Source organism: Gilvimarinus sp. 1_MG-2023 (assembly GCF_030548285.1).
The window spans coordinates 216,046-231,090 of the sequence record NZ_JAUOSC010000002.1; the positions used below are offsets into that span (position 1 = coordinate 216,046).

9 protein-coding genes are annotated in these 15,045 nt (G+C 52.6%); 5 read left to right on the forward strand and 4 right to left on the reverse strand.

The genetic code is table 11. From position 1 onward, the window contains the following. The first annotated feature begins 624 nt into the window (after positions 1–624). Entirely contained in the window at positions 625–1,950 is a 1,326-nt protein-coding gene (locus tag Q4563_RS03820; protein WP_215976937.1) for a UDP-glucose dehydrogenase family protein, read from the forward strand. Between the two features lie 133 nt (positions 1,951–2,083). On the opposite strand, the gene msbA is transcribed toward Q4563_RS03820, so the two are convergent. The 4 genes from msbA to Q4563_RS03840 all read right to left on the reverse strand — a co-directional run bounded on the left by msbA (position 2,084) and on the right by Q4563_RS03840 (position 10,187). Then, positions 2,084–3,859, reverse strand: a complete 1,776-nt coding sequence (gene msbA / locus Q4563_RS03825) for a lipid A export permease/ATP-binding protein MsbA (RefSeq protein ID WP_215976936.1) — start codon at positions 3,857–3,859, stop codon at positions 2,084–2,086. Positions 3,860–4,437: 578 nt separating this feature from the next. Then, a complete protein-coding gene (locus Q4563_RS03830) occupies positions 4,438–5,367 on the reverse strand; it encodes a branched-chain amino acid transaminase (protein ID WP_215976935.1) in 930 nt (309 codons plus the stop codon). Positions 5,368–5,429: 62 nt separating this feature from the next. Continuing rightward, complete coding sequence (gene glnE, locus Q4563_RS03835) at positions 5,430–8,375, reverse strand: bifunctional [glutamate--ammonia ligase]-adenylyl-L-tyrosine phosphorylase/[glutamate--ammonia-ligase] adenylyltransferase (RefSeq protein ID WP_303603655.1); 2,946 nt, start codon at positions 8,373–8,375, stop codon at positions 5,430–5,432. Between the two features lie 36 nt (positions 8,376–8,411). After that, positions 8,412–10,187: a GspE/PulE family protein gene (locus Q4563_RS03840; protein ID WP_303603656.1), complete on the reverse strand. Its 1,776-nt coding sequence runs from the start codon at positions 10,185–10,187 to the stop codon at positions 8,412–8,414. Positions 10,188–10,347: 160 nt separating this feature from the next. Here Q4563_RS03840 and Q4563_RS03845 point away from each other — a divergent pair, with 160 nt between their 5' ends. The 4 genes from Q4563_RS03845 to argA all read left to right on the forward strand — a co-directional run bounded on the left by Q4563_RS03845 (position 10,348) and on the right by argA (position 14,960). Continuing rightward, on the forward strand, positions 10,348–11,028 hold the full coding sequence (locus Q4563_RS03845) for a TIGR00153 family protein (RefSeq protein WP_215976932.1): 681 nt from the start codon (positions 10,348–10,350) through the stop codon (positions 11,026–11,028). Between the two features lie 43 nt (positions 11,029–11,071). Continuing rightward, positions 11,072–12,343, forward strand: coding sequence for an inorganic phosphate transporter (locus Q4563_RS03850; protein ID WP_303603657.1), 1,272 nt, complete (start codon positions 11,072–11,074; stop codon positions 12,341–12,343). A gap of 120 nt (positions 12,344–12,463) precedes the next feature. Beyond that, positions 12,464–13,651, forward strand: coding sequence for an acetylornithine deacetylase (argE, locus tag Q4563_RS03855; RefSeq protein WP_215976930.1), 1,188 nt, complete (start codon positions 12,464–12,466; stop codon positions 13,649–13,651). Beyond that, complete coding sequence (gene argA, locus Q4563_RS03860) at positions 13,644–14,960, forward strand: amino-acid N-acetyltransferase (protein ID WP_303603658.1); 1,317 nt, start codon at positions 13,644–13,646, stop codon at positions 14,958–14,960. Before argE ends, argA begins: the two co-directional genes overlap by 8 nt. The last annotated feature ends 85 nt before the right edge of the window (positions 14,961–15,045 follow it).

A 15,045-nucleotide genomic window follows, 5' to 3' on the forward strand; every position in this document is an offset into this window, starting at 1 on the left:
TAAATTCGCAGAAAAACAATGGGGCAAAGCCGGATATATATTAACCTGCAGGGCCAACATTTGACTATCGTTCACCCCGTAAACAGCCTCAACCACTAAATAGCTGCCCGCCCGCCAGAGGCCTCAAAAAAACAAAGTGCATTACAAATGCCACACCTCGATCACCAATGACTAAACCTTAGAGAGCCCATCAAAAGGAGATTTGTTAATCAAGCAAGTTCGTAGACATAAAGAAACCACCCCACGACAAAGATCATAAATTATCAAATCCATTTTATTTGGAAATTGGATTTAATCTGGAGTATATCAAGGCCGATTTAAAGCTATAACAACCCGGAACCTGCCAATCACTTTATTTTATAAGCCTGCAACTCTGGTCAAGCTACTATAAATTACGATACTAAAGTACCAAAAGAGACCACTACACCCCGTTATCAAAAAGCACCACATAACCCACAACTTATTTACCCCGCTAAAGCAGGGGAATGAGTCAGTAATCATGCCCAAGTGCTGCATTTGACATATTTTTGTCACATTTCGCTCTTACCTTCTATTTTTGGCTTGCGCAGAGTTTACCAATCGGTAATATGACGCAACAAATTGCACAATCTTAAAGGGCTCACTGTGAAGATTACGATTTTTGGCACCGGTTATGTCGGCTTGGTTCAGGGGGCCGTATTGGCCGAGATGGGCAACAATGTTATTTGCGTAGACCTGGACGAGAATAAGGTAGCGCAGCTTAACCAAGGGCATGTGCCGATTTACGAGCCAGGACTGGAAGAACTTGTCATTGAAAACTCTAAGGCGGGACGACTAGAATTTACCACCGATCACACTTTGGGTGTTAACCATGGACAGATCATTTTCACCGCCGTGGGCACCCCGCCAGATGAAGACGGCTCGGCCGATTTAAAACATGTGCTGGCGGTCGCCAAGACCATTGGCGAGCATATGACCGAACGCAAGGTTATTGTGAACAAATCCACTGTGCCTGTCGGTACGGCAGATAAGGTGCAAATCAGTGTCGCCGAGGCACTCAAGGCAAGGGACGAAGATATTGCCTTTGATGTAGTCTCTAACCCCGAGTTTTTAAAAGAAGGCTCGGCCGTGCACGACTGTATGAGCCCCGACCGGATTATTATCGGCACCCATAGCAACTACGCCGAAGAAGTCATGCGTGAGCTGTACGCACCCTTTGAGCGCAAACACGGCAAAGTAATGGTAATGGACGTGCGCAGCGCTGAGCTGACCAAGTACGCCGCCAACTGCATGCTGGCCACCAAAATCAGCTTTATTAACGAAATTGCCAATCTATCCGACCGCCTGGGCGCCGATATTGAAGCGGTACGACAGGGCATAGGCAGCGACCCGCGCATCGGCTACCAATTTATTTACCCCGGCGCGGGCTACGGTGGCTCATGCTTTCCCAAAGACGTACAGGCACTGATTCGTACAGCGGACGATATTGGCTTTGATAGCTTGTTGCTTAAAGCAGTAGAGCAACGTAACGCCGCGCAAAAACAAATTGTAGTGCAAAAAATATTGAAGCATTATGGCGACGTAAACGGTAAAACTTTTGCGTTGTGGGGACTGGCCTTTAAACCCAATACCGATGATATTCGTGAAGCCCCAGCGCGGGTGGTAATGGAGGCACTTTGGGAGGCCGGCGCCAAGGTGCAGGCCTACGACCCCGAGGCCATGGAGCAGATTCAACATGCTTATGGCAACTCACAAAGTCTGCGCTTATGCGGCACCAAAGAAAGCGCACTACACGGCGCCGACGCCTTGATTATTATGACCGAATGGCAGGCCTTTCGCTCACCGGACTTTGACCTAATTCAAAAAGAGCTGACAAACCCAATCGTGTTTGATGGGCGCAACTTATATGATCCTAGCCGGATGACAGCGAAAGGGTTTACTTACTATTGTATTGGGAGAGGAGAGCGCTAAAGCGTCGCTCTTTTTGCCCCCACCTATGCAAACCATAGGTGGGGACTCAATCGTGGCGCAAATAGCAGTCGTATTTGGTCAATTAAAAAATAAAATGCCCATCATCATCAAACTTTTCATGCCCGCTCATTGCTTATAGAGTCAAGGAATCAGACTGATTGGCACTTTGTAGCCTTGCATAATACCCCTGCTTCGCTATTAATTCTGCATGGGTCCCTGACTCCACAACCTCTCCTTGATCCATCACCACAATCAGATTGGCTTTTTCAATCGTGGACAAGCGGTGTGCGACAACAAAGGTAGTACGCCCCTTAGAAACTGACTCCAAGGCATTTTGAATATAGCGCTCAGACTCATTATCGAGTGCAGAGGTAGCTTCATCCAAGATTAAAATAGGGGCATCTTTTAAAATGGCGCGAGCAATTGCCAAACGCTGACGCTGGCCACCAGACAATTTTGATCCGCTCTCACCTATAAAACTGTTAAAGCCTTGCGGTAATTGTTCGATAAACTCAGTCGCGAAGGCAAGATCGGCAGCCTGTTTAATGTCTGCCTCTGTCGCTGTATCGAGAGCGCCGTAGGCAATGTTATTGGCCACGGTGTCGTTAAAAAGCACCACTTGCTGAGTCACTAAAGCAATTTGGGCGCGCAACCCTCGCAAAGAAAACTCTGTTATATCGGCGCCATCAACCAAAATACGGCCCTGGGCGCCACTGTAAAAGCGTGCCAACAAACTTACCAGCGTTGACTTACCACTGCCGGATCGTCCTACCAGCGCCACCACCTGGCCCGGCTCCACCGTTAAATTGATATTTTTTAACGCCTCGCGATCACTGCCCCGATAACGAAAGCTCAAATCCTTAAATTCGACCCGTCCGTGAACAGTTTTTGGCACCAAATCGCCCGTATCTGACTCCGTTGCCTCATCCAACACTTGGAAAATGCTGTCGGCCGCCGCCACGCCTTTTTGTATCAAAGGCACAGTTTCACTCAACTGGCGCATGGGTTTAAGCACCATACCAACCGCAAGAAAATAGGCCACAAAAGCACCTGCATCCTGAATTTGCATTTGCCCCAAAGCCACCCATAACAGGCTTGCCATGGACAGTGAAATTAATATTTGAATTAACGGGGTATTGAGTGTGGAGGTCAATACAATTTTCATATTCTGCAAATAATTGCGCCAACTGGCACCGGCAAAGCGATTTTTTTCATATTCTTCACCGCCGAAGCTACGCATCACTCGGTAACCGCTGACCATTTCGGAGGTGACCTGAGTAATATCCCCCATACTGTGCTGCACCTTGGAACTAAGTCGGCGCAAGCGCTTACCCACAAAGCCCACTAGCACAGCAATAACGGGCACCACTCCCATCATCAACAAAGTCAGCACCCAGTCTTTATAAAACAGGTAACTCAACAACGCCACAACGGTTGTGCCTTCGCGTATGATTGTTTTTAAAGCCTGAGTGGAGGCGGTGGTTACATTATTGATATTAAAGTTAATCAACGAGATTAACTGGCCCGAATCGTTGCGCTCATAAAACTCACCTGGCAGGTACACCATGTGGTTAAACAGTTTCACCCGCAATGTATCAACAATTCGAAAAGAAACTTTGGCGATATAAAAATTGCCAACAAAGCCGCCCAAACCCCTTACAAAAATAATAGCGACGATAATGACCGATGGTTGCCACAAGGGGCCACGCGCCTCGGCTTCAATAAAGTTAAGCAAATACTCCATATACTGCGCCATGGCAGGCTGTGAGGCGGAGTACACAATAAAACCCAACACGCTGATTAAAAAACTTAACCAATGTGGTTTGATATAGGCAAGCAAACGCAGGTAGACCCTAAGCGAGCCAGTATCCGAAGTTTTGTTCGGTGATTGAATATCCGAAGTAGACATAATAGCCTTTTAGTAATTAGATATACTTGCGCACAAACGCAATGATTGCGTTAAGCGCCTTTAGGCGGGTTTCACCTTAAGGCAAATAATGATCATCGCCTCTCAACTCCACTCTCTGCACTTATTTACCAACTTTTTAGGGCTTGGTACAGGGTTAATGGCTGCCTAAGTGGAACAATGACATCTTGCGAATGTACGAATATGACTGGCGTTTTGAATTTATCCACTCGGCTCACGGGTAAGCCTTGCTCAGTGACTGCCATATCAAGTTAGCCAAAACCTAAAATTTGTATCTCCCAATATGCCAGCGAGTTGCTCGACTTACCGCGCCTGCGGCGCACTCAATTTAAAGTCCCTGTTGAGTTATTTACACCACCGCACCGATCAAGGCAGCACAAAAAATACACCGCTAAGCATCATCACCTAAGGTGTAGACTCACAAATTCAGACTTTCAGCATAAGAGCTTCTGTGCTGCCCCAATATCAGAAAACCGGACTCGAAAGAGCTTGCCATTGTGCTCGCCCATCATCAATGGGGGTAGATTTACAACGTCACACTGACAAGCTTTTCAGGCCAATTACGATTTTACCGGTGCCAACCAATCTTTATGCTGGGGCAAACGTCCTTTAACAGCATCGAAATACAGCGCTTGCAACTCGGTGGTCATAGGGCCGCGTTTGCCTTCACCAATCATGCGGCCATCCAGCTCGCGAATAGGCAGAACCTCAGCTGCGGTGCCGGTAAAGAAAACTTCGTCGGCCACGTAGACTTCGTCGCGGGTTATGCGTTTTTCCCGCACCTCGTATCCACACTCGGCAGCCAAATTGAAGATGGTGTTACGGGTAATACCATCCAGGCAAGAGGTCAGCTCTGGGGTGTAGATAATTTTGTCGCGAATCAAAAAGACGTTTTCGCCACTGCCTTCGGCCACATAACCTTCGTTATCCAGCAACAAGGCTTCTTCACAGCCGCTATCCAAAGCTTCTTGCAGGGCTAACAATGAATTAATGTAGTGGCCGTTTGCCTTGGCCTTACACATGGATATATTCACGTGATGGCGGGTATAGCTTGAGGTGCGCACTTTTATACCCAAGTCACGCGCTTCCGGCGACATATACGAGGGCCAGTCCCAGGCGGCAACCATAACGTGGGTTTTTAAGTTATCGGCTCGCAGGCCCATGCCTTCTGAACCGTAAAATACCATGGGACGCAAATAGCTTTCGTGCAAGCCATTTTCACGCACCACCAGTTTCTGCGCTTCGTTTAACACATCTTTGGCAAAAGGCATTTTCATGCGCATGATATGCGCCGAGCGGAACAAACGATCGGTGTGCTCTTGCAGACGGAAAATACAAGTGCCATCTTCTGCGGTTTCATAGGCACGCACGCCTTCGAACACGCCCATGCCGTAATGCAGGGTGTGGGTCAGTACATGCACCCGTGCATCGCGCCAAGGTACCAGTTCGCCATCCAGCCAAATTACGCCATCGCGATCGGCAAGTGACATAGCCAACTCCTAAACAGTTCAATTGTCATTCGGGGAAAGGTCGATGCTCGTTAGCACGCCCATTAATTTGTGGCGCCGACCATCAACTGTCGCCAGTGCCCAGTAACTTGCTCTCGCTCCTGTGCGAAAACGTCGCTACCTTGCAATACCGCCTCTTGGCGCTGTAGCGCAAGACGGTGACCGGTGGATCGATAGGCCTTGTAGGCTTCAATCAATTGCGAAACGGCTTGATCGGTCAGCAATGCTTCACTCTCAAGGGTTTCGAGTATGCGGATATTGTCCGTGTACCGGGTGAGCGAGGGCGCTTTTTGGGCCCACGCTAAAACGGCGTATTGAACCATAAATTCGATATCGACGATACCACCACTGTCCTGCTTGAGGTGAAATTTGCCACTATCTGTACCGCTACCGAGGTGCCCGCGCATTTTTTCGCGCATTTCGATCACATCTTGGCGCAGCTTTTGGATTTCTCGCGGCTGACATAAAAGCTCACTGCGCACCTGCGCAAAGCGGTCCGCCAAGTCTGTTTTGCCGGCGACCGCGCGGGCACGCACCAGCGCTTGATGCTCCCAGGTCCAGGCCTCGGTACGCTGATACTTCGCAAACGCATCGAGTGAGGTCACCAACATGCCCGAGTTCCCAGACGGCCGCAAACGCATATCGACATCGTACAACTTGCCCGACATGGTTTGCGTATCCAATATGTGGATAATCCTCTGCCCTAAGCGGGTGTAGAACGTCAGGTTATCGACCGACTTTTCACCACTGGTAGAGCCTGATGCATCACTGTCGTGCACAAACACCAAGTCCAAATCCGAACCGTGTCCCAGCTCAATGCCGCCGAGCTTACCGTAACCGAGCACTATAAAATTCGGCTCTCGCTCCTCCTCGCCAGAAGCTGTGCACGGGTAGCCGTGGCGCGCGGTCATTTGCTCCCACGCCAGCGCCAGCACATGCTCGAGGATAACTTCAGCTAAATCTGTTAAATAATCGCTCACCTTCATCAGTGGTAAGGCACCGGTCACCTCACTCGCCGCCACCCGCAAGGCATGGGCGCTGCGAAAGTAACGCAGGGTTTCCATATGACCTTCCAAGTCGTCCCAGCCAAACCTAAGCAATTCGCGCCTGAGTTCATCCACCAAGGCGTCTTTATCGGGCGGCGTGTAGAGGCTCTCGGGCGTCAGCAACTCATCGAGTAATATCGGGTGCTGGGCCAACTGATCGGCAATCCAGGGGCTGGCCGCACTCAAATGTACCAATTGAGCCAGTGCGGTGGGGTTTTCCACCAGCAGTACCAAATAAGCGCTGCGCCGGGCCACTGACTCGACAAAAGGCAAAATTCGCTTGAGCGTATCGGCGTAAGCTATGTCTGACTCGCCGGCAAGGCCAATTAAGAGCCGAGGCACAAATTGATCCAACCGACTGCGACTGGAGGCCTGCATCGCGATGACCTGTCGCGAGTTTTTCAACCCATCCAACAGTGCCAGTATCGTTTTTCCATCGTCGCAGCCTTGGGCAGCCAAAAATTCTATCGCCTCGGCCCCGTGCAGTGACTCATCCCATAAGGCACGCCACTCATTCAGCTCACCATCATCCAGCGACTGCTCCTGATCGGGGTCGGCGATCACGGCCTGGAACTCTTCGTTAACCGTGGTACGCACCGCGTTGAGTTCAGTAAAAAAGCTCGGCCAGTCGGCGAAGCCCATCACCACGGCTAGACGCAACTGCCCTTGCTCGTCCATCGGCAGCGACTGAGTTTGCCGATCCTGGTAACCTTGTATAGCGTGCTCGGTATTGCGTAAAAAGAGATACGCTCGGTGCAGTGCGACACCGCTGCCATCGGGCAGATACCCCTGCGCCTCCAGCATGGGCAACAATTTGCACACCTGGCGCTCGCGCAGCTCCAGCTCGCGCCCGCCGCGAATAAGCTGGAACAACTGCACCACAAACTCTACCTCGCGGATGCCGCCTTCCCCCAGCTTTACATCCATATCCATGCCTTTGCGCTGTACTTGCCGGTTAATCAGGCCCTTCATATCGCGCAGCGCTTCGATTGCCCCGAAATCTACATACTGACGATAAGTGAAAGGCGCCAGCATATTCATCAACTCATCACAGGCCGCCTCGCCTCCCGCCGTCCAAGCCACGGGGCGGGCCTTAATCATGGCGTAGCGCTCCCAGTCGCGCCCCTGAGACTGGTAATACCCTTCCAGGGCATCAAAGTTTTGTACCAGCGCCCCGCTTTGCCCGTGCGGGCGCAGTCGCATATCCACCCTGAACACAAAGCCATCCGCGGTTTGGGTGTCCAGCGATTGAATAAGTTTTTGCCCCAGTCGAACAAAAAATTCCTGGTTGGTTAAATTTTTTCGCTCGCCATTGGTTTCCCCCGCCTCGGGGTAGGCAAAAATCAAATCGATATCGGAGGACACATTCAACTCAAGCGCCCCCAGCTTGCCCATACCGAGCACGACCATGGCTTGGGTATCACCTGAATGTCGCCCCTTGGGCTCACCGAAGCGCGCTGCCAGTGCCCGGTAGTGCCAGTTCAGGCTGCCCTGGATTAAGGTGTCAGCTAGGCGAGACAACTCTGAAGTCGTCTGTTCGGTGTCGGCCAAGCGGGTAAAGTCTCGCCAAATAATACGCACCATGGCTCGGTTGCGAGAGCGCCGCAGTAACCGATCCAAGTTGGTGTCGTCCTCAGCCGCGTCAATTTGGGCGGCCAAATCGTTTAACACGGACTGAGCTTGCTCGGTAAATAACGCGCCCGTGGCGATTAAATCGGCCAATAGATCCGGGTGGCGAATACAGGTTTGTGCGACAAACTCGCTGGTGGCTAAAACAAAGCGAAGCTGGCGTTCAAACGCGCCCCATTCAGGTGCCCCGCTACACTGTTCAAGGAGTTGGGGCAAGGCCGCTAATTCAGCTTGAGAAAACGCTTGCTGAAGGGCGTCAAGTTGACGCTCCGCCTCTTGGGCAAGAGGTTCAGGCAGAGTGGGTAGTGCGATCATCGAATCTCCGGGTTTTATTGAATACTTATGGGCCGCTTATCGTTCACGTCTTTCTGGTGGCGGGGCAACGCGCAGCACTTCTTCCATAGTGGTTAAGCCGGCGGCAATCTTCTGCGCGCCCGACAGTCGCAGGGTGCGCATACCCTCGCGCATGGCCTGCTTACGCAAAGCTTGCAGGTTGCACTTTTCGGTAATCATGTCCTGCACAGTGTCGCTCAGCATCAGAATCTCATAGATTCCCTGCCGGCCCAAATAGCCAGTATTGCGACACTCAAGGCACCCCACCGGGCGATAGACCTTCTCCGGAATGTTTACTTTCCAGGGTGAAACCAGCGACTCCCAGTCCTCGCGCTTGATCTCCCCTTCCTCTTTACAGTGAGGACATAGGGTTCGCACCAGGCGCTGGGCCATAACGCCGAGCAAAGTGGCATTGATCAAATACGCCGGTATCCCCAAATCCAGCAACCGCGCGATGGATGCCGGCGCGTCATTGGTATGCAGCGTAGATAACACCAAGTGGCCGGTTAGCGCGGCCTGCACGGCCATTTGCGCTGTCTCTAGGTCACGCATCTCGCCCACCATAATGATATCTGGGTCCTGGCGCATTAAGGTGCGAATGCCCGCGGCAAAATCCAACTCAATTTTGTGGTGCACCTGAGTCTGGTTGAAGCTCTCCTCCACCATTTCTATCGGGTCTTCAATGGTGCTGACATTGACCTCGCTGGTTGCCAGTTTGCGCAACGAGGAATAGAGCGTGGTGGTCTTACCGGAACCGGTGGGGCCAGTAACTAAGACAATCCCGTTGGGGCGCGACAGCATGCCGTCCCAACGCTTAAAGTCATCGCCCACCAGGCCCAAGTCGTGAAAACTGCGCAGCAGTACTTCCGGGTCAAATATCCGCATTACCAATTTTTCACCAAAGGCGGTGGGCAATGTCGACAGGCGCAGCTCCACTTCGCTTTCATCGGCGCGGCGCGTTTTAATTCGACCATCCTGGGGTTTGCGCTTCTCGGCAATATTCATCCGCCCCAACACTTTAAAACGGCTGACTACGGCCATCGCCACGCTGGCAGGAAACTCATAGACATCGTGCAGCACGCCGTCGATACGAAAGCGCACTCGCCCCACCTCACGACGTGGCTCAACGTGAATATCACTGGCGCGCTGATCGTAAGCGTACTGCAGCAGCCAATCGACAATATTGACCACATGTTTATCATCCGCCTCGGGGTCGCCCAGTGATTTAAGCTCTACCAATTGCTCAAAATTGGTGACGACCGAGTTCTTACCCCCGGTCGCGCCCGACACCGAACGGGCCAGCGTGTAGAACTCTATTTGATAGCGCTCGACATCCGCCGGGTTGGCAAACACCTTTTTCACCCGGCGCCGGGCCACATGCTCTACCTGCGGCTCCCAACCCTCGATAAACGGCTGTGCGCAAGCGATCTCAACCTCGTCGGGGGTGACCCCCACACAGAGAATACCGTGGCGCTTGGCAAAGGCGTAAGAAACCACCGAGGTAACTTTGGAGACATCAATCTTTAACGGATCGATATGAACCACCGATAGTTGCGCCCGATCAGCCATCCAGTGAGTTAAAGCCTCACCGTCGAGTAACTTGCCGGGGTGCAGGGCATCGTCTACATTTTGACTGGCAATGTACGCTAATGGGTGCATGGTTGACTGTTTGCGCGTACGGTTTGCCCCCAATAGCACATTGGCGTCCTCTTGGCTCATACGCCCATCACTCACCAAATCGGTGATCACCGAGCGTAATTCCAGCACCATTGATACGGTGGCCTGTTGCGACATAGCGGGCTCCTTGTGCCTGAGCTGTCTTGCGATATGACCGATTGTAGCCTCTGGATACACCAGCCGTCACGAACGGATCGACAAACAGAGCGCGGTTTTGGGGTGACCTGCGGCCCGATAATTCATATACTGCGCGCTAATTCTGCACAAGGATAATGTTATGGCCTTTGGTAACCCCTTTTCCAACATGTTTGGGCAATCCCCGATTAAGCCCATGCAGGAGCACATGAGCGTGGCCGTGAAAGCGTCCAGCCGCCTAGCGGATTTTTTTGAAGCGGTGATTAACGGCGACTGGGACAACGCCCGTCGCGTTCAGCAGGAGATCTCGGAGATAGAGCATCAGGCTGACGATTTGAAAAAACAATTGCGCCTGCACCTTCCCAAAAGCTTGTTTTTACCGGTACCCCGCTCCGATCTTTTAGAACTGCTCAGTATGCAGGATCGCATCGCCAACAAAGCGCAGGATATCTCAGGCATTATGCTTGGCCGCCACATGTCTATTCCCGCCACTTTACAGCAACAATTTGTCGAGTTTGTCGACTCGGCGCAAAAAACCGCTGAGCAAGCGCTTACGGCTATTAATGAGCTGGACGAACTGCTGGAAACCGGTTTTAGCGGCCGCGAGCTGGATATCGTTGAAAATATGATCGAAAAGCTGGATCAGTACGAGCGCAGCAACGACGCCCTTCAGGTAGAGATTCGCGCCAAGCTCTTTGCGCTAGAAGCTGACTTACCGCCAGTGGATGTGATGTTCCTGTACCAGGTCATTGACTGGATTGGCGAGCTGGCCGACAGGGCCCAAGCCGTCGGTAGCCGCCTGCAACTATTGCTGGCCCGCTAATCAATCAGAACTCTATTATCGAATTAACACTGGGGAACACCACATGACCGTGATCGCGGAATACGGCCAAATACTGCTGATACTCGCTTGTGTATTTGGCTTCTTTATGGCTTGGGGCGTAGGTGCCAACGATGTTGCCAACGCCATGGGTACATCGGTAGGCTCCAAGGCCCTCACCGTAAAACAGGCGATTGTTGTCGCCATGATCTTTGAATTTTTGGGTGCCTATCTGGCCGGCGGGGCTGTTACTTCGACGATCCGCAAAGGCATCGTCGACCCGGCAATTATGGCCGGCACACCCGAGCTTTTGGTGTACGGCATGCTCTCGGCGCTGCTAGCGGCGGGCACCTGGCTGCTTATTGCGAGCATTTTGGGCTGGCCGGTATCCACCACCCACTCCATTGTCGGGGCCATTGTCGGCTTCGCTGCGGTAGGCATCTCCCCAGAGGCCGTGGCCTGGGGCAAGGTACTGTCGATTGTAGCGAGTTGGGTAGTCTCGCCCATGCTGGCCGGAACCATCGCCTTCTTTATTTTCCGGTCAGTGCAAAAGCTTATTCTGAATACCGAAAATCCCATGTTGCAAGCGCGGCGCTATATTCCGTTTTATATGTTTGCAGTGGGCTTTTTAATCGCCATGGTCACCCTGCTCAAGGGGCTTAAGCACGTGTTTAAAGACAGCGGCTTTTCTCTGAACTTTGTGGAAAGCGCCATGGTCGCCGCGATTGTAGGTGCCATTGTGTGCGCTATTGGTATTGTGATGCTGCGCCGGGTGAAGCCAGAGGAAACCGATACCGGCAACCGCTTTGCCAATGTGGAAAAGATGTTCGCCGTTTTGATGATCTTTACGGCCTGTGCTATGGCTTTTGCTCACGGCTCGAACGACGTCGCCAACGCTGTCGGCCCGCTGGCAGCCATTATTAATGTCATTAAAACCGGCAGCGTAACGGCCAAATCCGTTATGCCCAGCTGGGTGCTATTAATCGGCGGCCTAGGTATTGTTATTGGCCTTGCTACCTACGGCTTTAAAGTAATGGCCACCATCGGTAAAAAAATTACCGAGCTGACTCCCAGCCGCGGTTTTGCAGCGGAGCTCGCTGCAGCTGCCACCGTGGTGCTGGCCTCGGGCACGGGCCTGCCCATTTCAACCACCCACACCTTGGTAGGTGCTGTCCTCGGGGTTGGCCTCGCCCGCGGTATTGGCGCGCTCAACTTAGGCGTGGTTGGCTCTATCTTTATGTCGTGGGTGGTCACTTTACCCGCTGGCGCCGGTTTAGCTATTTTGTTCTTCTTCTTTTTCAAAGGTATATTTGGCTAGCCCCTCCGGGATAGGCTTACCGGGAGGGCATCCGCCCTCCCGTCACTCGCTCCAAGTTCCCCCATACCCGTAACGCGCCAGCTGTATTACACTAACAGGCTGTTTTACGGAGTTTAACCCATGCCCTTTGATTTACAGCGATACACCCAACAACTGCAACAGCTGGTAGCCGAACCGTCGGTCAGCTGCGCCGTGCCGAGTTGGGATATGAGCAACCAGCGTGTGATTGAACTGCTTGCCAACTGGCTCGACGATTACGGGTTCAATACCGAGATCATGCCGGTGCAGGGGCATGCGGGGAAATACAACTTATTAGCCACGCTTGGCAGTGGTGATGGCGGGCTGGTATTTGCCGGCCACAGCGACACTGTGCCCTACGATGAAGACCGCTGGCAGAGCAACCCTTTCCAATTGAGCGAGCGCGACGGGCGATTGTACGGTTTGGGCGCCACGGATATGAAAGGGTTTTTCCCTGCGGTGCTAGAAGCGGTGCGTCAAATCGACAGCTCGAAACTACAGCAGCCGATTATGGTGCTCGCCACTGCCGATGAAGAGAGCAGCATGAGCGGTGCACGGCAGCTCGCTGCCAGCGGCGGGCTTAAAGCGCGCTACGCCGTGGTCGGCGAGCCCACCAGCCTGCAACCGATCCATATGCACAAGGGTATTATGATGGAGTCGATACGGGTTGTGGGGGCTGCGGGCCATTCCTCCAACCCAGCGCTCGGTAACAATGCACTGGAGGCCATGCACGAGGTAATGACCGAGCTTATGGCTTACCGGGGCGAACTGCAGGAGCGCTATCGCAACCCGGGATTTGCTGTCGAAATTCCCACGTTGAACCTCGGTTGCATTCACGGCGGAGACGGCGCCAACCGCATTTGCGGGGAGTGCGAGTTGCACTTTGATTTACGCTCCACCCCCGGCATGCACAACGATGAACTGCGCCAGCAAATCAGCCAGCGGCTGACACCTTTGGCCGAGCGCCGTAAACTTGATATAGTTTTCTCAACTTTATTTGAAGGGGTTGATCCATTTTATCAATCGGCCGACGCCGAGCTGATTAAAACCTGCGAGAGTTTGACTGGGCAAAGTCCCGCCAGTGTTGGCTTTGCCACCGAGGCGCCGTTTTATCGAAAAATGGGCATGCAGACCGTGGTAATGGGGCCGGGCTCAATTGATCAGGCCCATCAAAGCAACGAATTTATTGCCCTTGAACAAATCGAACCGGCCGTGAACAGTTTTAAGGGGTTGATAGAAACCCTATGCATGGCAGACATCCCCAGCGACAAAAGGCCCAATCATGAGTGATGATACGCAAAAGGATTATGTAAAGTGGTTTCGCCACTCGTCGCCCTATATCAACGCCCACCGGGGTAAAACTTTTGTCGTCATGCTGCCGGGCGAGGCTCTCGGGCACGCCAATTTCAGCCACATTATTCAAGACTTGGCACTGCTGGCCAGCTTAGGGGTACGCTTGGTATTAGTGCACGGCGCGCGCCCGCAAATTGATGCCCGCCTCAATGCCGGCGAGCTCGCCACCCAATTCCATCAATCGCTTCGCATCACCGACGATAAGAGCTTAAGCGCCGTACTACAGGCCATCGGCGAGGCGCGAATCACTATGGAGGCTGCGCTTTCAACCGGCTTGCCCAACTCCCCCATGCACGGCTCACGAATCGAAGTGGTCAGCGGCAATTTTGTCTCAGCCATGCCCCACGGGGTTATTGATGGTGTCGACTTACAACACACCGGCAAAGTGCGCAGGGTAAACACGCAACAACTGGTGCGCTCGCTCGACGCCGGAGCCATTGCGCTGTTATCGCCTTTGGGCTACTCGGCCACCGGAGAGGTGTTTAATTTAACCTATGCCGATGTCGCGACCCATGTCGCCTCTGCTTTACAAGCTGACAAACTACTGGCCTTTTGCGATGCCGATGGTGTCTATGATCAGGATGGCACACTGATACGCCAGTTCACCCTCACTCAGTGCCAACAGCACATTGAACACAAGGGTAGCCAATTATCGGACCTAGTGGGCCTGGCACTGCAAAGCGCCTACTTAAGCTGCCAGCAAGGGGTAAGGCGCGCCCAGCTGGTTAACTTTACTCAGGATGGCGCACTACTGGGCGAACTGTTCACCCGTGACGGTCAGGGCACCATGGTCTACTCGGGTCACTACGAACAATTGCGACCGGCGACGATTGATGATGTGGGCGGGATTTTAGAGCTTATCGCCCCGCTTGAGGACAAAGGCATTTTGGTGCGCCGCTCGCGCGAGCGGCTGGAGACAGAAATAAACCAGTTTAACGTCATGGAAAAAGACGGCACGATCATCGCCTGCGCCTCACTGCATCCGTATAGCGAGATCGCTGAGCTGGCCTGCGTTGCCACCCATCCGGATTATCGCAAAGGTGGACGAGCTCAAGCTTTACTTGAGCAATTGGAACAGGGCGCTGGCAAACAAGGCATACGCCGTTTATTTGTTTTAACCACCCAGACCGCCCATTGGTTTTTGGAACAGGGCTTTGTGCCCGGCCAAATCGATGATCTGCCCATTGAAAAACAGTCACTGTATAACCTACAGCGCGGCTCAAAGATCTTTTTTAAAGATATTTAACAGCGTCCGTAATAATACCGGTACCCCGGTGCCTGACAGTTCTCGTCCTGCCAGTAAATCTGGTATCCTTGCCGGTTATTCATTC